Source organism: Vibrio sp. SCSIO 43133 (assembly GCF_023716845.1).
In the GTDB taxonomy this organism is placed as follows: domain Bacteria; phylum Pseudomonadota; class Gammaproteobacteria; order Enterobacterales; family Vibrionaceae; genus Vibrio; species Vibrio mediterranei.
In genome coordinates, this window is sequence record NZ_CP068024.1 from 1358056 (window position 1) to 1380133 (window position 22078).

Annotated in this window: 20 protein-coding genes; 9 read left to right on the top strand and 11 right to left on the bottom strand. The window is 44.4% G+C overall.

The annotated features are described in order from the left end of the window. Positions 1-193 precede the first annotated feature (193 nt). Complete coding sequence (gene gyrA / locus JKJ11_RS06540; protein ID WP_031494648.1) at positions 194-2836, top strand: DNA topoisomerase (ATP-hydrolyzing) subunit A; 2643 nt, start codon at positions 194-196, stop codon at positions 2834-2836. A gap of 61 nt (positions 2837-2897) precedes the next feature. Here gyrA and JKJ11_RS06545 read toward each other — a convergent pair whose 3' ends face one another. Further along, positions 2898-3512 carry a DsbA family protein gene (locus tag JKJ11_RS06545; RefSeq protein WP_006072210.1) on the bottom strand — a complete coding sequence of 205 codons (615 nt, stop codon included), beginning with the start codon at positions 3510-3512 and terminating at the stop codon, positions 2898-2900. A 150-nt stretch (positions 3513-3662) separates the two neighbouring features. On the opposite strand from JKJ11_RS06545, the gene JKJ11_RS06550 reads away from it, so the two are divergent. Continuing rightward, positions 3663-4298 carry an SDR family NAD(P)-dependent oxidoreductase gene (locus JKJ11_RS06550; RefSeq protein WP_252038927.1) on the top strand — a complete coding sequence of 212 codons (636 nt, stop codon included), beginning with the start codon at positions 3663-3665 and terminating at the stop codon, positions 4296-4298. A gap of 69 nt (positions 4299-4367) precedes the next feature. On the opposite strand, the gene JKJ11_RS06555 is transcribed toward JKJ11_RS06550, so the two are convergent. The 3 genes from JKJ11_RS06555 to cls all read right to left on the bottom strand — a co-directional run bounded on the left by JKJ11_RS06555 (position 4368) and on the right by cls (position 7544). Further along, positions 4368-4682, bottom strand: a complete 315-nt coding sequence (locus tag JKJ11_RS06555) for a DUF6693 family protein (protein ID WP_006072214.1) — start codon at positions 4680-4682, stop codon at positions 4368-4370. Between the two features lie 56 nt (positions 4683-4738). Then, on the bottom strand, positions 4739-5944 hold the full coding sequence (locus tag JKJ11_RS06560) for a cystathionine beta-lyase (RefSeq protein WP_252038928.1): 1206 nt from the start codon (positions 5942-5944) through the stop codon (positions 4739-4741). Between the two features lie 142 nt (positions 5945-6086). Beyond that, on the bottom strand, positions 6087-7544 hold the full coding sequence (gene cls / locus JKJ11_RS06565; protein ID WP_038228207.1) for a cardiolipin synthase: 1458 nt from the start codon (positions 7542-7544) through the stop codon (positions 6087-6089). Between the two features lie 508 nt (positions 7545-8052). On the opposite strand from cls, the gene JKJ11_RS06570 reads away from it, so the two are divergent. The 3 genes from JKJ11_RS06570 to JKJ11_RS06580 all read left to right on the top strand — a co-directional run bounded on the left by JKJ11_RS06570 (position 8053) and on the right by JKJ11_RS06580 (position 11134). Continuing rightward, positions 8053-9396 (top strand): sodium-dependent transporter, encoded by a 1344-nt coding sequence (locus JKJ11_RS06570; RefSeq protein ID WP_252038929.1) that lies wholly within the window; start codon positions 8053-8055, stop codon positions 9394-9396. Positions 9397-9488: 92 nt separating this feature from the next. After that, positions 9489-10175 (top strand): TIGR01621 family pseudouridine synthase, encoded by a 687-nt coding sequence (locus JKJ11_RS06575; protein WP_006072220.1) that lies wholly within the window; start codon positions 9489-9491, stop codon positions 10173-10175. Positions 10176-10201: 26 nt separating this feature from the next. After that, on the top strand, positions 10202-11134 hold the full coding sequence (locus tag JKJ11_RS06580; protein WP_038222543.1) for a class I SAM-dependent methyltransferase: 933 nt from the start codon (positions 10202-10204) through the stop codon (positions 11132-11134). 59 nt (positions 11135-11193) lie between these two features. Here the strand turns inward: JKJ11_RS06580 and JKJ11_RS06585 are convergent, their stop codons facing one another. Further along, positions 11194-11649: an META domain-containing protein gene (locus JKJ11_RS06585; protein WP_006072222.1), complete on the bottom strand. Its 456-nt coding sequence runs from the start codon at positions 11647-11649 to the stop codon at positions 11194-11196. A gap of 229 nt (positions 11650-11878) precedes the next feature. Here JKJ11_RS06585 and JKJ11_RS06590 point away from each other — a divergent pair, with 229 nt between their 5' ends. From JKJ11_RS06590 to JKJ11_RS06600, 3 genes are all read left to right on the top strand, one after another. Further along, positions 11879-12133: a DUF1289 domain-containing protein gene (locus JKJ11_RS06590; RefSeq protein ID WP_006072224.1), complete on the top strand. Its 255-nt coding sequence runs from the start codon at positions 11879-11881 to the stop codon at positions 12131-12133. Positions 12134-12343: 210 nt separating this feature from the next. Then, the gene (locus JKJ11_RS06595; RefSeq protein ID WP_252038930.1) at positions 12344-13306 is read left to right on the top strand and encodes a response regulator; all 963 of its coding nucleotides are present in this window, start codon (positions 12344-12346) and stop codon (positions 13304-13306) included. Next, complete coding sequence (locus JKJ11_RS06600) at positions 13303-14256, top strand: sensor domain-containing diguanylate cyclase (protein WP_006072227.1); 954 nt, start codon at positions 13303-13305, stop codon at positions 14254-14256. The genes JKJ11_RS06595 and JKJ11_RS06600 overlap by 4 nt, the downstream gene beginning before the upstream one ends. On the opposite strand, the gene JKJ11_RS06605 is transcribed toward JKJ11_RS06600, so the two are convergent. Next, complete coding sequence (locus JKJ11_RS06605) at positions 14253-15476, bottom strand: MFS transporter (protein WP_252038931.1); 1224 nt, start codon at positions 15474-15476, stop codon at positions 14253-14255. The two genes, JKJ11_RS06600 and JKJ11_RS06605, sit on opposite strands and share 4 nt — an antisense overlap. 90 nt (positions 15477-15566) lie before the next feature. After that, a complete protein-coding gene (locus tag JKJ11_RS06610) occupies positions 15567-16706 on the bottom strand; it encodes an acyl-CoA desaturase (protein ID WP_252038932.1) in 1140 nt (379 codons plus the stop codon). 250 nt (positions 16707-16956) lie between these two features. Between JKJ11_RS06610 and JKJ11_RS06615 the strand changes: the two genes are divergently transcribed. Continuing rightward, a complete protein-coding gene (locus tag JKJ11_RS06615) occupies positions 16957-18339 on the top strand; it encodes a nucleobase:cation symporter-2 family protein (RefSeq protein WP_006072232.1) in 1383 nt (460 codons plus the stop codon). 84 nt (positions 18340-18423) lie between these two features. On the opposite strand, the gene JKJ11_RS06620 is transcribed toward JKJ11_RS06615, so the two are convergent. From JKJ11_RS06620 to ugpA, 4 genes are read right to left on the bottom strand one after another with little or no spacing between them, the layout of a single operon-like run. Then, positions 18424-19236: an HAD-IIB family hydrolase gene (locus tag JKJ11_RS06620; protein ID WP_252038933.1), complete on the bottom strand. Its 813-nt coding sequence runs from the start codon at positions 19234-19236 to the stop codon at positions 18424-18426. After that, the gene (locus JKJ11_RS06625; protein WP_252038934.1) at positions 19229-20329 is read right to left on the bottom strand and encodes a sn-glycerol-3-phosphate import ATP-binding protein UgpC; all 1101 of its coding nucleotides are present in this window, start codon (positions 20327-20329) and stop codon (positions 19229-19231) included. Before JKJ11_RS06625 ends, JKJ11_RS06620 begins: the two co-directional genes overlap by 8 nt. Then, positions 20330-21178, bottom strand: a complete 849-nt coding sequence (gene ugpE, locus JKJ11_RS06630; RefSeq protein WP_252038935.1) for a sn-glycerol-3-phosphate ABC transporter permease UgpE — start codon at positions 21176-21178, stop codon at positions 20330-20332. It abuts the gene before it with no gap. Next, positions 21178-22059 (bottom strand): sn-glycerol-3-phosphate ABC transporter permease UgpA, encoded by an 882-nt coding sequence (gene ugpA, locus JKJ11_RS06635; RefSeq protein WP_006072238.1) that lies wholly within the window; start codon positions 22057-22059, stop codon positions 21178-21180. Before ugpA ends, ugpE begins: the two co-directional genes overlap by 1 nt. Between the last annotated feature and the right edge of the window lie 19 nt (positions 22060-22078).

The following is a 22078-nucleotide window of genomic DNA, read 5'->3' on the forward strand; positions in this document are numbered from 1 at the left end:
ATTGACGGTTTTTTCGCCGATTTTCAGAGTCATAGATTGGAAATGTGCAAATTGTGGACGTTTGAATCGCAACCAAGGTCACAACATGATAAAAGCGAAGGGAAAGTGATGCCGAACACGGTATTAATGTGTTATATTTTGTCACCTTATACGTATCGAGTATACGATCAAAATATAGAGGGATATTGGCTCTATGAGCGATCTAGCTAAAGAGATCACGCCCGTAAACATTGAAGATGAGCTGAGAGGCTCTTATCTCGACTACGCGATGTCAGTTATCGTGGGTCGTGCTCTTCCAGATGTGCGTGATGGTCTAAAACCTGTTCACCGCCGCGTTTTGTTCGCGATGAATGTTCTAGGTAATGATTGGAATAAACCATATAAAAAGTCTGCCCGTGTGGTCGGCGATGTAATCGGTAAGTATCACCCACACGGTGATAGTGCGGTATACGACACCATCGTTCGTATGGCGCAGCCTTTCTCACTTCGCTACATGTTGGTCGATGGTCAAGGTAACTTCGGCTCGATTGACGGCGACTCTGCGGCGGCAATGCGTTATACCGAAGTCCGCATGGCGAAAATCGCTCATGAGTTGCTAGCGGATCTAGACAAAGAGACGGTTGACTACGTTCCTAACTATGATGGAACGGAACAAATTCCAGCCGTACTACCGACAAAAATTCCAAACCTTTTGGTTAATGGTGCGTCAGGTATCGCTGTAGGTATGGCGACAAACATTCCACCACATAACTTAAACGAAGTTATTGATGGCTGTTTGGCATACATCAAGAATGAAGACATCACGATTGACGAGCTCATGGATTACATCCCGGGCCCAGATTTCCCGACAGCGGCACTGATCAGTGGTCGTAAAGGCATCATCGATGCTTACAAGACGGGTCGTGGTAAGGTCTACATGCGTTCTAAAGCAGAGATCGAAGAAGACAAGAATGGTAAAGAAACCATCATTGTTACCGAGATCCCTTATCAGGTGAACAAAGCTCGCTTAATCGAAAAGATTGCAGAGCTAGTTAAAGATAAGAAAGTAGAAGGCATTAGCGCACTACGTGATGAGTCTGATAAAGACGGTATGCGCATTGTTATCGAATGTAAGCGTGACGCAGTAGGTGAAGTGGTTCTAAACAACCTGTACTCACAGACTCAGCTGCAAACGACATTCGGCATCAACATGGTTGCCCTAAACAATGGTCAGCCACAGCTGTTCAACCTTAAGGACATGCTGAAGTGCTTTGTTGATCACCGCCGTGAGGTTGTGACGCGCCGTACTATCTTCGAACTTCGTAAAGCAAGAGACCGTGCTCACATTCTAGAAGCGCTATCTCTAGCACTTGCGAACATCGATGAAGTTATTGAACTTATCAAGAACGCACCAACACCAGCTGAAGCAAAAGTAGGCCTGGTTTCTCGTGGTTGGGAGCTAGGTAGCGTAGCTTCTATGCTAGAGCGCGCTGGTACCGATGCAGCTCGTCCAGATTGGCTAGAAGACCAATACGGTATTCGTGACGGTCTGTACTACCTAACGGAACAACAAGCTCAAGCGATTCTTGAACTTCGCCTACACCGTTTAACTGGTCTAGAGCATGAGAAGATTCTTGATGAGTACAAAGCACTTCTAGAAGAAATTGCAGAACTGATGCACATTCTTGCAAGCACAGAGCGCTTGATGGAAGTGATCACCGAAGAACTTGAACTAGTTCAAGCAACTTATGGTGATGAGCGTCGTAGTGAAATCACAGCGGCGGTTCACGACATTGATATGGAAGAGCTAATCGCTCGTGAAGACGTAGTAGTCACTTTGTCTCACGAAGGTTATGTGAAGTATCAAATCCTAAGCGACTACGAAGCACAGCGTCGTGGTGGTAAAGGTAAGAGTGCGACTAAGATGAAGGAAGAGGATTACATCGAGCGTCTGCTTGTTGCAAATACTCACGACAATATCTTGTGCTTCTCTACGCGCGGTAAGACTTACCGTCTGAAAGTGTATCAATTGCCACTCGCAAGTCGTACTGCTCGTGGTAAGCCTATCGTTAACATTCTTCCACTAGAAGAAGGTGAGCGTATTACGGCGATTCTTCCTGTAAGTGAATTTAGCCCAGAGAAATTTATCTTTATGGCGACTGGTGACGGTACCGTTAAGAAGACTTCTCTAGACCAATTCTCTAACGTTCGTGCAAACGGCCTAATTGCTGTAAACCTACGTGATGATGATTCGCTAATCGGCGTTGATATTACCGATGGTCAAAGTGACATCATGCTGTTCTCGAAGCAAGGTAAAGTAGTTCGATTCAGCGAAGACAAAGTACGTGCTATGGGTCGTACTGCGGCGGGTGTCCGTGGTATGAAACTAGCAGATGAAGACCAAGTGGTGTCGTTGATTGTTCCTTCTAACCAAGGTGACATTCTAACCGTGACACAAAATGGTTACGGCAAGCGTACTGAACTTGAAGAATACCCAACGAAAGGTCGTGCAACACAAGGTGTTGTATCTATCAAAGTTTCTGAGCGAAACGGTCCAGTAGTTGGCGCGATTCAAGTTGAAGAAGGCGACGAAATGATGATGATCACTGACGCAGGAACGCTAGTTCGTACTCGCGTTGCTGAAGTGAGTCAAGTTGGTCGTAATACTCAAGGTGTTACGCTTATCCGCACCGCGTCTGACGAGTCAGTCGTTGGTTTGCAGCGTATTGATGAAGTCGAAGAGTTAGAGTTGCCAGAGGGCGAAGAAGTTGAAGCAAATGCAGAGACTCAAGCGCCAGAATCTGGAGATTTAGCGGCTGACGACTCAGCGGCTGACGATTCAGCTACTGAAGAGTAATCAACATTTGTAGTGAAAAACCTGTCTCAATGAGACAGGTTTTTTTTCGTCTCTAGAACGTTCAGAGTTGCTGTTTGACTAAATCGATTGTTGTGTTGGGATTTTTATAATCAATGGGTAGCTCAACAAGGATGTCATCATGGGCTAAAAATAAAGAAGGAAAGCTGTTACCGCCAATGCTACGAGCAAATCTTATCTCTTCCGAAAGCTGCTGACTGATCTCAGCTGAAAGAAAGTCATGTCTAAATGCTTCAATATCTAGTCCAACCTGTATAGCTAAGTCGAAAAGTACTTCTGACTCACTCGGATTTTTTGCTTCAAGATAATACGCCTGCTGTATAGCACGATACATGTTTTGTTCGGACTGCTGCCTACGTGCAGCCAGCACCGCGCGGCAGGCTGGGTAAGTGGAGCGTTTAGGCGTATTTAAGGTCCAAAAATCATGATTAAACTCAGTGCCTAAATAACTTTCGATTTTGCGCCAATAAGAGGCGATTTGAGTTTGCATTTCTGATGGCATTGGTACGTTGGAGTCGGGGGCTAAGCCTCCGAGTACGTATTGAATGTCTAGTTGGTCATCCAACTGTGTCTTAATCAAATTCCAAGTAGGTGCATAACCCCAGCACCATGAGCACATCGGGTCATAAACATAATACAGTTTCGCAGCTTTACTCATAAGATCATCCTTGTCTCTCGCTAAACGAAGAGTGTAATGGTTCACCTTATCATGAAAAATTGTCTTATAACCCACACTTGTTTGATTTAACACCTAGACTGGTATTTTTGATAGTGTAAATTATTATCATTATCAATGTGGGGTGTTGAAATGAAGAGTATTACTATTTTTGGTGCAAGCAGTGGCCTTGGTTTGGCTGCCGTTCGCTATTTTGCAAGTCAAGGAGTGGAAGTTATTGGTGTTGCAAGAGATCCGAAAAAGACCGACGAACTGGCCAGCTTGTGCGTTCAATTAATTGCTTGTGATGCAACTAAACAGCCGGATGTCGAGGCAGCGGTGGAATGTCTTCCGAAAGACACCGTAGTGCTTTCAACAATGGGCAGCTTTAGAGCCGAAGTACCTGTCGATTATCTCGGACACCGTCACTTGATAGACGCACTGGAGACAAAAGGTATTGAACGTTTCCTGTTGGTTACTTCATTAGGATGTGGAGATTCATGGAAGCTTCTTTCGGAGCGAGCGAAAGCAGGCTTTGGGGCAGCGGTAAGGGAGAAGTCCTTAGCTGAAGATTGGTTAGCCAGCAGTCAACTGGAATACACAGTATTGAGACCTGGTGGATTGAAAGACGGGGAGGTGACAAATTGTGGGGAGTTATCGCAAGGAGTTGAAGTACATGGTGCGATCACTCGAAGTGAAGTCGCTCGCCTTGCACATCAAATTTTGTTGAACGAGGCGTCAATTGGTCAGATATACCAGTGTGTTGATCCGACGGTGAATTATAACTAAAGGAAATTTTCTACAGAAATACACGAGGCTCACCAACATGTCGATGAGCTTCATTGATTATCTGTAATGCTACTCTACTCGGGTGTGATTGAGTGCGTAATTCCAAACACGATAAAAGTAAAATACATAGCCGATCCCTAATGTCAGTATTGAAATAACAAACCAGAGCAATACATGACCTAAGTCGCTAAATAGATCGATATCACAGTCCATTCTTCGCTCTCTGCCGGATTCATCAATGACGTAAGTGCGATTAATGATGAACTTGGAAAATGAATAAGGGAAGAAAAACAGCGCGATGCCAAACGTGACAATGCTGAGAATTAACCAGATGAGTAAGTGGCCCAGAATGTCAAAGATAGCGACATCTGCTCGTAATCTCATAAGAGTACCTTATCGTAAATTAAAAAAGGCTTTCAAAACTGAAAGCCATTTGAGGTTTATTGGGTGAGAGTTTGTTCTTGTATAACGGAATTATAGCGCTCAAAGCCCTGCTTGAGATCGTTAATCAGATCATCAATGCTTTCCAGCCCAATGTGAAGTCTAACTAGCGTCCCTTCAAAATGAGGGTTGGCTACCGTTCGTAATGAATTGAAGCTACTTGGTTCATTTGCCAACACTAAGCTTTCGAATCCACCCCAAGAATAACCCATACTAAAGTGCTTCATACCATCCAAAAATGCCGTTGTTGCTTTGGTATTACTGGTCTTAAGGATAAAGCTAAATAGCCCATTGCCGCCGGTGAAATCTCGGTGGAAATATTTACTGCCAGGGCATGTATCTAGGGCAGGGTGACGCACATGGTCGACTTCGGCACGCGTTGCTAACCACTTCGCAACTTGCAAACTGTTCTCTGCATGTTGGCGCAGCCGAACATCAAGCGTGCGAATGCCACGAAGTCCTAAGTAGGCATCATCTGGAGAAACACATTGTCCCATCAGATAGCTTTGTTCACGCAATTGATCCCAGTACTTTTCGTGAGTCACTGCCGTACCCAGCATAACGTCGGAGTGACCAACGATGTATTTAGTAGCTGCTTGAATAGAAACATCGACCCCGTGTTCAAAAGGTGAGAAATTCACACCAGCGCCCCAAGTATTATCAAGCATGACGATAATATCGGTTTCGTGTGCGATCTTAGCCATCAAAGGAACATCTTGAACTTCCATTGTGATAGAGCCAGGTGATTCCAAAAATAGAATTTTGGTATTGGGCTGAATCAGTTCACGAATGCCTTCACCAATCATCGGATCATAGTAGGTCGTTTCTACCCCCATTTTCTTCATGATTGAATCACAAAAATCGCGCGTTGGTTCGTAGCAAGTATCCACCATCAGGATATGATCACCAGTCTCAACAAACGACAAAATAGCGTTAGAAATAGCGGCCGTGCCACATGGGTAGAGCGCGCATCCAACACCACCTTCAATTTCAGTCATAGCATCTTGAAAGGCAAAGTGTGTGTTAGTGCCTCTGCGTCCGTAGAACAGTGTCTTGTTGGCTCGGTTGATGGTGGCGTGCTTTTTTTCCGCCACGGTGTCAAAGACAACGGTAGAAGCTCGTTGTACAGGCGGGTTAACTACGCCGTTAGTCCATTTCTTACTGCGGCCAGCAGTTACAAATTTGGTGGTCTTGCTTTCTGACATTTAGATTCCCTGTCTTAGCCTTGAACTTTCGTGTAGGAAGGCGAGTTTTTAAAAGAGGATAGACGCAATAAAACACGAAGGCTAAAGAGTTTCAAGTCTTTAGCCTTCATAAAACGTTGTCGGGTAGGAGTGAAATCTAAGGTCAGAGCAGTGGGTTGAAGAGATAAAATAGTCTTTCAAAAAATCTATGATAAATACTTCTTTGCTTCCACACGCTGTAGTCGACTAACTCCGAGCGCTGAATATAGCTCGATTGTAGCTGGTGCATCTCTTTGGTGAAGCTTGGATCTTCCACAGCAAGGGTCACTTCAAAGTTAAGCCACAAGCTGCGCATGTCCATATTGACGGTTCCCACTAAGCAAAAGAGCTCGTCGATAACAACCGACTTAGTATGCAGTAAACCGCCATCAAACTCGTAGATTTTGACACCAGCGGAAAGTAAGTCAGTGTAAAATGCGCGTGATGCCCATTTCACCATAATCGAGTCGTTATTCTTCGGGATAATGAGCTCAACGTTGACCCCTCGTTGTGCGGTTGTTTTGATCGTTTCCAACAAATCAGCACTAGGTACAAAATAAGGTGTGGTGATTCTTACCGACTCTTCTGCCTGATGCATTGCGAGGGTGAGGACTTGCCCAATTAACTGGTCTGGCATACCTGGCCCAGACGGTACGACCTGAACTGGTTTAGAGTCTTTAGGGATCTCTATAGCGCATTCGGGTTGAGCTGGTAGCTGTCGATCGCCTGTTTCTACTTCCCAGTCCCAACAATGTATTGCAGACAGCACATTGACTGTAGGACCTTCGATACGGACCATAATATCAATCCATTGGCCCACGCCGGAGTTTTGCTTGAAGTAAGCGGGGTCGACCATGTTCATTGAGCCGGTGTAAGCGACTTCATCGTCTATAACGATGATTTTTCTGTGCTGACGGAGATCTAAGCGACGTAGGAAAATACGCCAAGGAGACACTTCTAGCCCTTCGACCAGTTCAATACCCGCATCACGCATCATTTGTGCCCAATGACTCTTTTTGAAGAACGTGGGGCTACCGGCGGAGTCAAGAAGGACTTTAACGTCTACACCGCGTTTGGCGGCTTGTATGAGCGCTGATGCAACCGAATCCGCCAATCCACCCGGATACCAAATGTAGAACACCATACGAATGCTCTCTTTGGCTTGCTCAATATCTTTGATCACTGATAACAGGATCTCTTGTGGTGTAGTTTGTAGCTGAAGTTGATTACCACATAGAGCTGGAATGCCCATTCTGTTGTTACACAGATGGTCGATTTTCGAAATATGAGTGCCTAACCCATCGGTAACATGTGCGTTGCAGTCATTCAGTTGATAAAACCAGTCACCAAATGGATGGAACATTTCCCTAGCTCGATCTGCTCGCTTTCTACCTAGGTTAAGCTCACCAAACATGAAGTAACATAAAACCCCAACGACTGGGATGATGTATATCACCATTAACCAAGCGAGAGAAACGCTGACGGCACGGCGTTTTAGTACAACGCGCAAAGTGACACCTGCCACTAGGACCCAATAAAGTCCGATGCCTGCGAGAGTAAGAAAGTGGTATACCTTGTCCATTATGCCTCGATAGAAAGACGCTTTCGCAAATAATAAGCTCAGAATCAAGTATTTGGAATAGTTAGTTGCCTGTCAAATACAACCTGTTACACAAGCCATAAAAATTAATGAAATAGGTAATTTCTATACAATTCGACGTTGTTTTGATGACGATGTTATTAATATCGAGGCACGGCATACCAAGTCGTAAGAGAATAGGTGAGTTGCTTAGTTGAGGGGTTTACAGTTGATGGAATAAACCGCAAACTATCGATAAAGCGAATGGAAAATGGCCAGTTGGAAGTTTGGCGCTTCCAATTTTAAAGATAAGCTGTTTTACTTGCTATATCGATCTTGGATATAAATTCCATATGAAGTGTAAACTAAAGATTACACTCCTATGTTTAAAAGCAAAAGATCGTGAGCACAGGGATAGGCTGCCAATCAAAGGCAGCTTTTTTGTGCGCCAAAATCATCTCATGGACAGCCGCAAACTCGTCTAGTTAATAGACACATATGGTACATACTGATGGCAAGTTCCGATAGAGGCCAATTCTCTTCTCGCTTTGGCTTTATTATGGCTGCTGCTGGTTCAGCAGTGGGTTTAGGTAATGTTTGGGGGTTCCCGACACAAACAGCCAGTAATGGCGGGGCCGCATTCCTCCTTATATATCTTTTGATGATGGCTCTACTTGCTTTCCCAATGCTTGTCGCTGAGCTTACAATTGGTCGATATGGGCAATCTAACCCCATCGGATCACTACGAAAGATTTGGACAAACAATCGTTTATTAGCGGTGTTTTTTGGTACCACTGCTATGCTAACTGCATCAATGATCTTGAGCTTTTACGCCATCTTAGCTGGCTGGTTAATTGGCTTTGGAATCTCTCCAATTATGAAGTTAATTGGCTTACAGCAGTTTTCTGAATGGTTAATCACCTTTGGAACAGGACGCAACGTCCTCTTGACCGTCATATTTATGTTGATGACAGTGTTTGTGGTACGCCGTGGTGTCGCAGATGGTATCGAAAAATGGTCATCACGATTGATGCCAGTTTTGTTTGCACTGTTTTTGGTTCTCATTATCTACATTTTCACTCAAGACGGTGCTCTCGATGGGTTAAGAATGTACCTCGTTCCTAACTGGGAGCATGTAAATGGGGGATTGGTCGTTAACGCTATGGGGCAAGCATTTTTCTCCCTGTCGCTCGGCGTTGGTGCGATGATGGTTTATGGTTCTTATCTAAGTAAAGATGTCAATATTCCCAAGACGGCGGGTCAAGTCGCCATAATTGATACTGGTGTAGCGTTTTTTGCTGGTTTACTAATTCTTCCAGCAATGTTCGTTGCAAAAGCAAATGGTGTGCAGATCTTTAGTGAAACAGGCGAGCTGATCAGTTCAGGAAATCTTGTATTTACGGTCTTACCAAGTTTGTTTGACTCAATGGGATTAGTGGGAGAGGTGGTTGGTGTCGCCTTCTTCGCTTTAATGGTGATTGCTGCCTTGACGTCATCTATCGCTATGTTGGAAGTACCAGTATCGTGTTTGCAAGAAGAATTAAAAATCAAGCGAGAGAAGTCAGCCATTATTCTGGGTGCTGCTATTCTTTTGTTCAGCGTGCTCATCGCTGCGAATTTCGATACGCTATTTGATTGGGTAGCTACAGCGTCAACCATGTATATGCAGCCATTGTTGGGAGTGGTTTGGGCTGTGGTTATTGGTTGGGTTTGGAGTCGGAATGCTCTGCTTAAAGAAATTCAACAAGGCAACCCAGAGATCGAGAAAACTTGGTTTTGGCGTATTTGGCCTATTTACGTCAAAGTGGTTTGTCCTATCGCCATCATAATGGTGTTTGCTTACCCATTCTTGTAAGCAATCTACACATTATCGCAAACTAGAAGCTGCTCATTGAGCAGCTTTTGTGTATTATCCCAGCCCATTATTCCTTAGCGATAAGGCATCGTATGTTCGATATTCATTATGAAAATGAGGACTTTGTTGTCATCAACAAATATCCAGGAGTGAGCGTTCATAAAGATGATGGCGACACTATGTTGGTGTCGGACGTTGCAATTGCTATTGGCGCATCGTCACTTCATCTGGTCCATCGACTCGATAAAATGACATCGGGATTACTGATATTAGCCAAACGAGCTGAAGTCGCGGCACAGTTTTCACGCTTATTTGAGCAACGCGACATAGACAAGTATTACCTAGCTATAGGCAGTAAAAAGCCAAAGAAAAAGCAAGGGACGATAATTGGCGATATGGAGCGCTCAAGACGCTCGTCTTGGAAGTTGGTTAATTCAAAGAATAATCCAGCGGTGACACAGTTTTTTTCTGCTGCAGCAGAAAACGGTGAACGGGTCTTTTTGTGTAAGCCGCTGTCCGGCAAAACACACCAAATTCGTGTTGCATTGAAGTCGATTGGTTCTCCAATTAAAGGCGATGCTATCTATAACACGAGTGACAGTTCTGATCGTGGCTATTTACATGCCTATGCGCTGCGCTTTGAGCTAAGTGGTGAGTTGTTTCAGTTTAGGTGTGACCCGCGAGAGGGTTCTCTTGGGGAAAAATGGCGCTCAGCAGAAGTTGAGGACGCTATCGATAAATGGTCACAACCGTGGGAGTTAGCATGGCCGAAAAAATAGAACAGACAAACAGCGAAAACGAGGCGATGCAAGCTAGCCAGTTAGGTGTATTCTTTGAGCAAATCTCAATTGGGCTGTCTCAATCCAATGCAGAGGTAAGACGTCTTTTTCACGGTAGAGGAAAGTGCTGGCCAGGTTTGGAGCAATTAACTTGTGATTGGGCATCTAATCAGTTGCTGGTGAATTTGTTCAAGCCCGTTGATGAGACGTTTATGGCTGTGCTCACGCAAGGGCTTGAGGATTTATCAACTAGCGAACTTTGGCAACAAGTGCAAGGCAAGTCGATTGTCTTACAGCACCGGTACAGTGATGGCGCACCAACAGAAGTCTTATGGGGTGAGCTTGACCAAAGACCAGTTGTCTCAGAGCTAGGTTGTAAATATCAACTCGATATTGGTCGCAACCAAAACTTTGGACTTTTCCTTGATATGAGAAATGGTCGGGAGTGGGTCAAAGACCGTGCTGCTGGAAAGCGAGTCCTTAACCTTTTTGCCTACACATGTGGATTCTCCGTTGCAGCAATTGAAGGTGGGGCAGAACATGTGGTTAACGTTGATATGGCGCGCGCGTCGTTAAATAAAGGACGCGATAATCACCGATTAAATGACCATGACACGTCTAAAGTAACCTTTATGGCGCACGATATCTTTAAGTCGTGGGGGAAAATCAAAAAGCACGGACCCTATGACATCATTGTTATCGATCCTCCGTCGTTCCAAAAAGGGAGTTTTGCCTTGACTAAGGATTACAAAAAGATCTTACGACGTTTGCCTGAACTGTTGAATAAGCAAGGTGAGGTGATGGCGTGTGTGAACTCTCCTAGTGTTACACCAAGCTTTCTGATTGACAGCATGAAAGAAGAAGCACCAACACTTGCTTATATTGAGCGATTAGCTAATCCATCAGAGTTTGCTGATAAAGATGACGATGCCAGTTTGAAGGTATTACTCTTTCGCTAAATAAACTTAAAATAAAAAACGGCACGTTGCGTGCCGTTTTCTGTAGGAAGTAATTGGAATTAGTTCATCCAATCTTTCAATTCGAACGTAAGTGTGTGCTCCGCGCCTTTTAGCTCAAGACCGTTTTTAGTGACGGTGATATCGCTCCAATCTGACAACGTCTTAGACATCGTTTGTTCAATATCCATCGCTGTGCCGGCACACATCTTCATAGTCATCCCCATTTTTTCGATGCGGAATTGACCATCTTTAAGCTCACCTTGACCGAAGAAGTTGTTACAACCAGCATTGCCGTTTGCCGTCATCTTTTCACCGATCTCTAGGCGAGGTGTTTGGTTCTGTTCATCAACTTGAATAGCGTTGCCGTCAATTTGAACCAAGTTCCAATTGTGGTGTTGAAGATCTTGTGCGGTTACAGCTTTCATCGCTTCCTCTTTAGTGTCGTTCGCGGCACAAGCCGTCATTAGTACTGGAAGTGCAACTGCGGCAAGTAACTTCTTAGAAAAAATCTTCATATAATTTGCTCCAACTGAATGAAATTATTGACAAGCCTAACTAATAAAACACTGTTTTTTGTCAGGAGTAGGTTATGTTTAGTATAGTGGTTTTTTAATTGGATAAGTGTAAACCATTGCGTAACAGTGATATTGGATTCGCAAAAGCCACATAAATCAGACTATTCTTACTATCCAAGTTTGTTTTCGCTCAAAGAGTGTAGTCCAAATATATGAATAAAGGATGTCGATGGAGCAACTAGAGTTTTTCACCGTACCAAGTCCATGCGTACGTGTATGCACAGTTGATGAGAAAGGGTATTGTCAAGGATGCATGCGTAAGCGTGATGAGCGTTTTAATTGGTTGAGCTTTACCACCGCACAGCAACTTCATATCATTAAATTATGTCGTCAACGTTATCGCCGCAAGCTAATGCAAGGCAAAATACCGGTGACAAACGCAATACTGGAAGACGACGACAGCCCTCAACAAGATTTGTTTTAATAACTGTTGATGCTCGTGATTAATTATATTCCCCTGTTGACCAACTCTAAACCGCAGCACCTTCCGCATTGGCTCAGTTAGTTTTTGTATGCTTTAACAGTATGCTGTATTTAAAATGAAAATGTGATCTTAGTTCAAATTGGTGCTGGTATCCCAGATGGAATTCTGTTTATTATAGGTTAGTCAATTATCAATAATATTAATGGATTCATGCGGATACTTATATGTGACGATTCAAAGGTAGCAAGAAGAAGTCTAGCGAGTTTTATCGCAAGCTCTTTTGATGGTGAGATCATATTTGCGGAAAATGGCCGCCAAGCACTTGAAACAATGCAGTGCGATACCATTGATATCTTATTTCTTGATTTAACAATGCCCGAAATGGATGGCTTTGAAGTACTCACAGCGCTTCAAGAATTCAGCCATCAGACCAAAGTGGTCGTAGTGTCTGGCGACATTCAAGAAATTGCCCAACAACGCTGTTTCGATCTCGGTGCTTATGCATTCATAGAGAAGCCGTTAAAAGCAGAATCGGCAACTCCTCTATTTCATGATCTGCAGATCCCAATTCATCATGCGCATTCTTTAAAGCAGTCATTTAGCAAACAACAGATGTTTGAACGCTTCCAAGAAACGTCGAATATCGCTTTGGGGGCGGGTGCTGCAACGATTTCAGAACAGCTTAAAGAGTTCATCCTATTACCGGTTCCAAGAGTCGGCGAATTGACGTTTAGTGAGCTCACCATGATGATTCAAGATACCCTAAATCGTGATAATAGCTGCGCGGCGGCACAGCGGTTTGTTGGTGGTGGTTTACATGGTGAGGCATTAGTTTGTATCGAGGGTGATTCGGTTGCACAAGTGGGACGGCGTTTGGGGTATGACGATGGTGAAATTTCCCACGATGAAATTGTTGTCAATCTAGTGAATGTCCTCGTTTCTTCTTTCTTAGTATCGTTATCGGAGCAGCTAGGGTTAGAGTTCTCGTTACGTGAGCCGCTGAGAATAGAGGATTTCAGTCCCGAAAACTCGATGCTCAATGCTAACGAACACGTATTTACGATTGAATATACCTATGATGCAGAAGCGTTAGACTTATTCTGCTCCGTACTGTTTATGTTTGATGTGGAATCCGTGGAGATTATCCACCGTCAAATGGAGCTTTTACAATGACCACTATGACACTCGAGCTTTCCGACTTTCATTGGACGATGCAGTTGCTGGATACGCTGGATGCGGGTCTTATTGTGGTAGATCGTGAATACAATGTCTGTGCATGGAATAGTTTCATGCAGAACTATAGCGGTATTAATGCAGACAGCATTATGGGCAAGTGCTTGTTTGAAAGTTATCCCAATCTTCCTGAAAAGTGGTTAAGAGCGAAACTGGAATCGACTGGAACTCTCAAAACTCGGGGGTTTTCAAACTGGGAAGATCGTCCAATTATCTTTGAATTCAAAAACTTCTCACCTGTTTCACAAGGCTTACTCAACATGTATCAGAACATGGTGATTACGCCACTTAAGTCTCCCCAAGGGGATGTCACGCATTTTGCTATTATGCTGCAAGATGTGTCGGACATAGCTAAGAGTAAAATGCACCTCAAGCGCTCCAATGAGAAGTTGACGGAGTTAGGTCGCACAGATGGTCTTACTGGACTGTTTAACCGGGCTTACTGGGAGTCACAGTTTATTGAGGAATTTAATTCGGTACAGACCACTGGACGTACGTCAACGCTGGTAATGTTCGATATCGATCATTTTAAACGTGTCAATGACAACTATGGCCACGCCACTGGCGACAACGTGATCAAAGAGACGGCTCAGCAGCTGTTAAAGGCTGCGAGAGGTAGTGATGTGTGTGGTCGCTACGGAGGAGAGGAATTCGCCGTTTTACTCACCGACACCACGGCAGATCAAGCGTCGTATTTTGCAGAAAGGTTGCGTAAACGAGTAGAGGAGCTCTGTTTAGAGTTCGATGGCCAGTCACTCCAATACACCATTAGCTTAGGTATCACCGAGTGCAGCGCTGAAGATAATAATCATGTAGATTGGCTAAAGCGCGCGGATAAAGCCCTTTACCAGTCCAAAGAAGCTGGTCGTAACGCCACGTCCATCCTCTAGCACTGTTTATCTTTTAACTCAAAGCGCTGCTGTTCAATAGGCAGCGTTTTGGTTTTTGGCAGTTTAACTAGTACCCAACTTGCAAGCATGGCAACAACAAGACCGCTTAACGCCAAAAAGCCCATCACGCTGGCAATCTTATCGTGATCTAACAGAACCCCCACGATGTAAGTACCAATAGAGAACCCTAAGGATACGGCGGCTGCCATAAAACCTTGTGCTGTCGCAGGTCGATAAGGGCTAATTTCGTCCGCAAGAGCGGCAATAGAAATGTCGTTCCACGCACCATTGATAATGGAGATTAATATCAGTGAGAGCGGTAAAAGCGCCATAATATTGTGGCCCAACATAAACCAGATACTGATGCCTACAATCAGGTTTACTACCACGGTGATGAACCAAAGGGAGTGGGCTCCATGAGTTGCCATCCAAGTTCCCGCGGGAGTAAGTGCGACGAGGGTGACAAGTGCTGCGATAGCCATTCCGAATGCGGAACTCGATACGTTAATGCCAAACCCTTTATCAATAATGACTGGTCCCATCTCCACCATATTTGAACCCACAAACATAGACATCAATACGCAGATGACGAACCCAAACCAAACAACTTTAGAATGGCTGCGATCCGAATTCGTGCTTAATTCATGAGGTTCAGTGATAGAGACCAGGGTCTTCGGTGGATAAAGTACTGTAACGACGATCAACAACAGGTCGTAGGCAAAGAGTGTGCCCAACTGTATATTCACGGATAGCTGCAAATAGTCAAGACAAGCAATGGTTACGCCAGCCACGGCTACCCCAAGCATTTGAATTTGGAAAAGGTGTTTCAGTGCGTTTGACTGGCTTTTTGGCGAACTATTTAAGCGCAAAGCAAGCGTTGGATTGAGAATAAGCAGGAGGTTACTGCCAAGACCAATCAAACAGGCAATACCCCAGTAATGCCATTGAGTTGTAGAAACGAAAAGTAATAGCAGTAATGCGCTGGCATGACATATGAGTGCGAGTAGGTGCATAGGTTTATGAAGCGTGTATTTATCGGCGATAGAACCAAGCAAAGGAGCCGTTAAGCCACTTAATCCTAAAATCAGCATCACTTGACCAACGAGTAGCGCGCTGTCGGTCCGGGATAGGATGAGAGGGGCAACAATGATCGCAAGACCTATCCATTGAACTACGCCCATTGACGCTTGGCTTAGCTGCCATAAGTTGCTTTTTTTCATACCAAAATCCTGTGATAAATAGGGGAGAAAGTATAAAAAAAAGCGAGCATCAATGATGCTCGCCCAGTGTCAACTTAATTGACTACCACATTAGCTGATCGCTAGCCTAGGATTATTAACCATACTGTACCAACGACGTCTTTGTTCTTTTAACGTTATGTCTAATTGCTCTATTCGCACTCGCAATAAGGCTTGCTCATACTTTTCTTTGACATTGGATTTTGCCGACTTGATAAGTTGAGTCTTTAGTTCGTCGCATTCATTCAGTTTGCTGATCAAATGTTGCAATTCTTGTTCAATCACCGAATGAATTTGCTCTGCGTTGGGAAGTTGGAAGATTTTGCCCTTGGCCGTTTGCATGGTTTGCAGCAGACGTGCTTTCTCAATGCGATAAGGTGACACGCGTTTTAATCCCTTGGCTAGCCCAAAGTAAGCGCAAGAGCGTATTAACCATTTAGTCGGATCAAACTGCCACCAACGAATGCCATTTCGATAGTCATGCTCAAAGATATGGTGGAAGTTGTGGTAACCCTCACCAAACGTAACAAACGCTAAAATCCCGTTGTCCCGTGCCGTGTTTTTGCTGGTGTACGGCTGAGAGCCCCAAACATGAGCTAATGAGTTAATAAAAAAGGTCGTGTGATGACTGAGTACCAATCGTAGTGCACCAACAATTAGCACAAAACCAATCAGATCGCCATAAATTGCTCCTAGAGCAATTGGGATACCGAAATTGGTGAGTAGGGCAAGGGCGACATAATGTTTGTGTTGCCACATCACCACCTTGTCTTTTTGAAGATCTCGGCAGTTACGATAATCATCGTATCGTGCGGCTTGATACTCCCTAAGCATCCATCCGATATGTGAGTACCAAAAGCCTCGCTTCGCTGAGTATGGATCTTTGTCGTTATTGTCTACGTGTTTGTGATGAACACGATGGTCTGAAGACCAGTGCAATGCGCTATTTTGCAGGGCAAAGGCACCACCAATAGCAAATAGGTATTTCAGTGAATTGTGTGCTTCGTATGCCTTGTGTGACCACAGCCTGTGATAGCCCGCTGTAATGGACATACCACAAAATACAAAGGCAATGAGTAACCAAACCCAGTGTGCAAGGGTATAACCGTGTGTCACGCCATACCATGCGGTGCCTACTGTGGCTAGGATAAAAGTGCTAAGAAAAATCGTGACGTTTAACCAAATTATCGGGGGCTTGTGAGCCGTGTTCATACAATAACTCCATTTAAGCTTACAACTGTTCGCCAGAATATCAGCGTACACGTGTAAGTCAAAGAATAAGTTGTTACAGTGTTTAACGGAAAATTGCACCAATACTGGCTATCGACGGGTGAAAGTGGTGCGATATGATGCATGTAATTTGACTAAATCTTTTAAAAACAGAAGGTTAATTAATGGTATGCATATTGCTTTAATCTTTGTGGTCTTAGTTGTATACAATCAAAAATACATAGGGAATCACATGGAACAGCAACATAGCAGTGACTTAATCTACGGACTGGATGATAAACCTTCGGTCAAAGCCGCGAGTTACGCCGCACTTCAACATGTTTTGGCGAGTTTTGTCGGCATTATTACCCCGACATTAATTATTGGAGGAGTGTTAGGACTTGGTGACCATATCCCATACCTTATTAGTATGGCGTTGATGGTCTCAGGAGTAGGCACTTTTATACAAGCGAAGCGAATTGGCCCAATTGGTGCTGGCATGATTTGCGTTCAAGGAACAAGCTTTGCTTTTTTAGGCTCTGTCTTGGGGGCAGGCTTTCTTGTTAAGGCTAACGGGGGAGGACCGGATGAAATGCTCGCGACCATTTTTGGTGTGTGTTTTTTCGGTGCTTTTGTTGAAATTATCTTGTCGAGATTTATCGATAAACTTAAAGCGGTCATCACTCCTGTTGTCACGGGCATTGTGATTACGACTATTGGTATTTCGCTGATCAAAGTGGGTATTACTGACATCGCTGGTGGTTTCGGCGCCGAGGACTTTGGCTCTGCATCTAACTTAGCACTAGGCGGTGTAGTTTTGGCAACCATAGTGATTTTAAATTTGAGCCGCAATACCATGGTGAGATTATCTTCGATTCTAGTTGGGTTATTGATCGGGTGGTTAGTGGCGATGATGTTGGGAAAAGTCACCATGCCAGACTTTTCATCGCAACCATTTCTGAGTATTCCTATCCCTTTCAAGTACGGATTCGCGTTTGATTGGCAAGCTTTTCTACCGATTGCTTTTATCTATCTGATTACCGCTATTGAATCGACGGGTGACCTAACTGCCAACTGTCTGTTTTCAAGGCAGAAGATTGAAGGTAAGCAGTACATAAAACGAGTAAAAGCGGGCGTGTTGGCAGATGGCATAAATTCAATGATTGCAGCAGTGTTTAATACCTTCCCGAATACCACCTTTAGTCAAAACAATGGGGTGATTCACCTGACTGGAATTGCCAGTCGTTACATTGGATACTTCATTGCTGGCATCTTATTCTTACTTGGTCTGTTTCCAATACTTGGAGCTATCTTGATGACGATACCGAAGCCTGTGTTAGGCGGTGCAACCTTGGTAATGTTTGGTACTGTGGCTGCAGCTGGCATCAAAATCATCGCAAGTGAAACACTAGATAGACGCCGAATTATGACTATCGCTATTTCACTGGGGCTAGGGTTAGGCGTTATGCTGGTACCGGATTTGCTAAAAGAAGCCCCAAAACTGGTACAAACTATATTGGGGTCACCAGTGACAATGTCGGGCATCGCGGCGTTAGTGATTACTGGATTGCTGTCATTGGTGAAAGAGAAGCCGCAAGAGACTGTGTTGAAATCTCAGTCTTTACCTGAGGCGTAATACCTTTCTGCAACGAACATAATCAGGTATTTAGTCGAGATAGAAAGGCCGTCGTTAATAGACGGCCTTTTGGTTATCGCTAAGTCAAACACTGTGACGAGCTTCGACCAGTTGCTGAGCCAATTCAGCAAATCCGTATCCACCATTACCACTAGTCATATAACTGGGTTTCGCCCGCAGCTTTGACAGCAAAGGCGTTAGGTTATTTACGCCAAATGTAATGGGTAGCCAATCAAACATCGACTCGTCATTGAGTGAATCACCGATGTAGGTCAGTGTTTCCAATGCAAATACGTTCTGGTTACCGCTTACTTTAAGGTACTGTTCACTGCTGAATCGCTTACTGTGTTCACCTAGCCAAACATTGATGTGAATGGAACTCTGAGTGGCTTTCACTTTTTGTCCGTTAACGACTAGCGATCGAATCTCATTGAGTAGCCGTGCGCTAACATCGTCTGCGACAGGTTCACGGTCTTGCCCGAGGTTAATGGCAACGTCGCAAAATCTGAAGCTCTGGTCATTAGCAAACTCGATCCCAGGGTAGTGAATAAGTAACTTTTCTAGACGCTGTAACAGTATTTTCTGGTTGCTTCTCATCTCGTCCATCGGTTGTAGTGAGTGGACGTGAAATCCTTGTTGGTTTTTCATCATCCAAAATGCACCATTTTCCCCGATGACACCATGAACTGGCCACAGCTTGGCAATTTGGTCACACCATCCAGCGCAAGCGCCAGTGACAGCAACGACTTTAACCCCACTCGACCTTAGTTTATTGAGGGCGAGTAATGTCTCGGGAGGCAATGCTCCTTCCCAAGTCAATGTATCGTCCACATCGGTGAACAGCCATTCGATCTTTCTCGCTTGATGTGGCGATAACGCAGATAACGACTTAGGCATTAATGACCTCTTGCTGAAGAGTAGTGTGATCGTTGAAATGAAGGCGCTTTGAGGTTTCACTGCTGAAAAGATGAAGATGCTGTCGATCAACATCAATACCAAGTTGGTCACCAATGGCTATTTTAGAGTGACCTTCGACACGGACAACCAGTTTTTGAGGCTCACTTCCGGATGTGATGCAATAGAGCAATAGATCAGCCCCTAATGCTTCGATGAGCTCAACTTCTACATGAAACCAAGGGTCAATGTCGTTTAGCGTCAAGTGTTCAGGCCTAAGCCCTAGTTTTACTGAGCCAAGGTTAAGAGCTTTGGTATCCATTTTGAATAGCGATGAACCTAGCTCTATACCTTCAGCGGATACTTTGGCGTCGAGAATGTTCATGGATGGTGAACCAATAAAGGTTGCCACAAACAGAGATTCTGGATAGTCATAAATATCTAAAGGAGTGCCCACTTGCTCAATATTACCTTTATTGAGTACCACCAACTTATCGGCTAGTGTCATGGCTTCGACTTGGTCGTGCGTAACATATACCGATGTAGTGCCAAGGCGACGCTGTAGGCGTTTTATCTCAAGCCGCATTTGAACTCTTAGCTTGGCATCCAAGTTGGATAAGGGCTCGTCAAATAAAAAGACTTTTGGTTCGCGCACAATGGCGCGGCCCATAGCCACCCTCTGACGCTGACCTCCGGAAAGCTGCTTCGGTTTTCGGTCTAATAAACCATCGAGCTCGAGCATTTCCGCAGCTTGGCTGACAAGGCGCTGTATTTCCGCTTTTGGCGTTTTGCGATTGCGTAGTCCATAGGCCATATTGTCGTATACCGTCATATGCGGGTATAACGCATAGTTTTGGAATACCATTGCAATATCGCGTTCACCGGGTTCTAGCTCGTTCACGATGTTATCGTCGATACGCAGAGTACCTGAACTGATTTCTTCCAATCCGGCTAGCATACGTAGCAAGGTGGATTTGCCACAGCCACTTGGGCCAACAAGGACAACCATCTCACCGTCATCGATGTCGATATTAGGGATCGCTTGGTAACCATTTGGGTAGCATTTAGCGATATTTGAAAGAGTAAGCGTTGACATTTATTTCTCCGAATCTACCAAGCCTTTGACGAATACTTTTTGCATAGCAATAACTACGATGACTGGCGGTAACATGGCGATGATGGTGGTGGCCATAATCTTGTTCCATTCGATCACGCCGTCGACGACGCCAAGCATTTGTTTAATACCCATCACTATGGTGTAGTACTGGGCATCAGTGGTAATGAGTAATGGCCAGAGGTATTGATTCCAACCATAAATGAAAGTGATCACGAATAGCGCTGCAATATTGGTGCGTGAGAGAGGAAGCAGAATATCGAAAAAGAACTTAATCGGACCTGCGCCATCAATGCGTGCCGCTTCGACTAGCTCATTCGGCACGGTCATAAAAAACTGCCTGAATAAGAATGTTGCCGTTGCACTCGCGATGAGAGGAATGGTTAATCCCGAAAACGAGTTAAGCATGTTCAAATTAGTGATGACTTCGAACGTCGGCATGATTCTCACTTCGACCGGTAACATTAACGTGAAAAAGATCATCCAAAACGCAATCATTCGTCCAGGAAAGCGGAAAAAGACCACAGCATAAGCCGATGTTATTGAAATAGTCAGTTTTCCTATGGTGATACACAGCGCCATGATAAGAGAGTTGGTCAGCATGTGTGTGATTGGAAGCGCGTTGTTATTAAATGTACTTTCATTGCTCAGCAGGTCTGAGAACACACTAAATCCCAGATCGCCAAACCATAACGGTGTGCCTGTTGCAAACGCTGTGTTCTCATGTGTCGTCGCTACCAAAGCGATCCACACCGGTAAAGCAATAGAAACAATGCCTAGTACAAGAATAATGTGACAAAACACATTGAAAAGAGGTCTTCTTTCTACCATTAGTACGCTACCTTTTTCTCAACGTATTTGAATTGAATAACGGTCAGCATTGCTACCAAAACCATAAGAATTACCGACTGTGCTGCTGATGAACCAAGATCGAGTCCGATAAAGCCATCGTTATACACTTTGTATACCAGCGTCGATGTACTGTTACTTGGACCGCCTTGTGTCATTGCATGAATAATGGCGAAGGTGTCGAAGAAAGCGTAAACAAAGTTAACCACGAGTAAGAAGAAGCTGGTTGGGGAAATAAGCGGAAAGCTAATCGTTAGAAAGCGCTTCACCGGACCACTACCATCAATTGCAGCAGCTTCGTGCAACGATTTAGGAACCGATTGCAAGGCAGCTAAGAAGAAGAGGAAGTTGTAACTGATCTGTTTCCAGGTTGAAGTTATTACTACCATCCACATGGCATGACTTCCGTTTAATGTTGGATTCCAATTAACCCCAAACCAATTCAAAATATCGGTAACAACCCCAATGGTTGGGTCAAACAAAAATAGCCATAGAGATCCTGCAACAACGGGTGCTACCGCGTATGGCCAGATGAGAAATGTGCGATATACCGTGGCACCTCTAACGATATGCTCAGCAAAAGCAGAGAGAATGAGCGCACTGACTAATGCCAGCAGTGCAACGCTGATACTAAATTGGATCGTAGTGAAAAAGGAATCAAGGTAATAGCTATCGTTGAGAAGCTTAGTAAAGTTCTCCAGACCAACAAACTCACGGCTGATGCCAAACGCATCCTCCAACTGAGAAGACTGAAATACAGCCTGACCTGCGGGCCAAATAAAGAAGACAAGGGTAATAATTAGCTGAGGTGCAATTAACGCATAGGGCAGCCATTTATTTTTAAAAACAACTTGTGATGACATACGGTGTACCAAAGAGCCG

Excerpts from the sequence above, each read along its gene's own strand:
- gyrA (WP_031494648.1), top strand. The coding sequence starts at position 194 with ATGAGCGATCTAGCTAAAGAGATCACGCCCGTAAACATTGAAGATGAG.
- JKJ11_RS06545 (WP_006072210.1), bottom strand. The coding sequence starts at position 3,512 with ATGAGTAAAGCTGCGAAACTGTATTATGTTTATGACCCGATGTGCTCA.
- JKJ11_RS06550 (WP_252038927.1), top strand. The coding sequence starts at position 3,663 with ATGAAGAGTATTACTATTTTTGGTGCAAGCAGTGGCCTTGGTTTGGCT.
- JKJ11_RS06555 (WP_006072214.1), bottom strand. The coding sequence starts at position 4,682 with ATGAGATTACGAGCAGATGTCGCTATCTTTGACATTCTGGGCCACTTA.
- JKJ11_RS06560 (WP_252038928.1), bottom strand. The coding sequence starts at position 5,944 with ATGTCAGAAAGCAAGACCACCAAATTTGTAACTGCTGGCCGCAGTAAG.
- cls (WP_038228207.1), bottom strand. The coding sequence starts at position 7,544 with ATGGACAAGGTATACCACTTTCTTACTCTCGCAGGCATCGGACTTTAT.
- JKJ11_RS06570 (WP_252038929.1), top strand. The coding sequence starts at position 8,053 with ATGGCAAGTTCCGATAGAGGCCAATTCTCTTCTCGCTTTGGCTTTATT.
- JKJ11_RS06575 (WP_006072220.1), top strand. The coding sequence starts at position 9,489 with ATGTTCGATATTCATTATGAAAATGAGGACTTTGTTGTCATCAACAAA.
- JKJ11_RS06580 (WP_038222543.1), top strand. The coding sequence starts at position 10,202 with ATGCAAGCTAGCCAGTTAGGTGTATTCTTTGAGCAAATCTCAATTGGG.
- JKJ11_RS06585 (WP_006072222.1), bottom strand. The coding sequence starts at position 11,649 with ATGAAGATTTTTTCTAAGAAGTTACTTGCCGCAGTTGCACTTCCAGTA.
- JKJ11_RS06590 (WP_006072224.1), top strand. The coding sequence starts at position 11,879 with ATGGAGCAACTAGAGTTTTTCACCGTACCAAGTCCATGCGTACGTGTA.
- JKJ11_RS06595 (WP_252038930.1), top strand. The coding sequence starts at position 12,344 with ATGCGGATACTTATATGTGACGATTCAAAGGTAGCAAGAAGAAGTCTA.
- JKJ11_RS06600 (WP_006072227.1), top strand. The coding sequence starts at position 13,303 with ATGACCACTATGACACTCGAGCTTTCCGACTTTCATTGGACGATGCAG.
- JKJ11_RS06605 (WP_252038931.1), bottom strand. The coding sequence starts at position 15,476 with ATGAAAAAAAGCAACTTATGGCAGCTAAGCCAAGCGTCAATGGGCGTA.
- JKJ11_RS06610 (WP_252038932.1), bottom strand. The coding sequence starts at position 16,706 with ATGAACACGGCTCACAAGCCCCCGATAATTTGGTTAAACGTCACGATT.
- JKJ11_RS06615 (WP_006072232.1), top strand. The coding sequence starts at position 16,957 with ATGGAACAGCAACATAGCAGTGACTTAATCTACGGACTGGATGATAAA.
- JKJ11_RS06620 (WP_252038933.1), bottom strand. The coding sequence starts at position 19,236 with ATGCCTAAGTCGTTATCTGCGTTATCGCCACATCAAGCGAGAAAGATC.
- JKJ11_RS06625 (WP_252038934.1), bottom strand. The coding sequence starts at position 20,329 with ATGTCAACGCTTACTCTTTCAAATATCGCTAAATGCTACCCAAATGGT.
- ugpE (WP_252038935.1), bottom strand. The coding sequence starts at position 21,178 with ATGGTAGAAAGAAGACCTCTTTTCAATGTGTTTTGTCACATTATTCTT.
- ugpA (WP_006072238.1), bottom strand. The coding sequence starts at position 22,059 with ATGTCATCACAAGTTGTTTTTAAAAATAAATGGCTGCCCTATGCGTTA.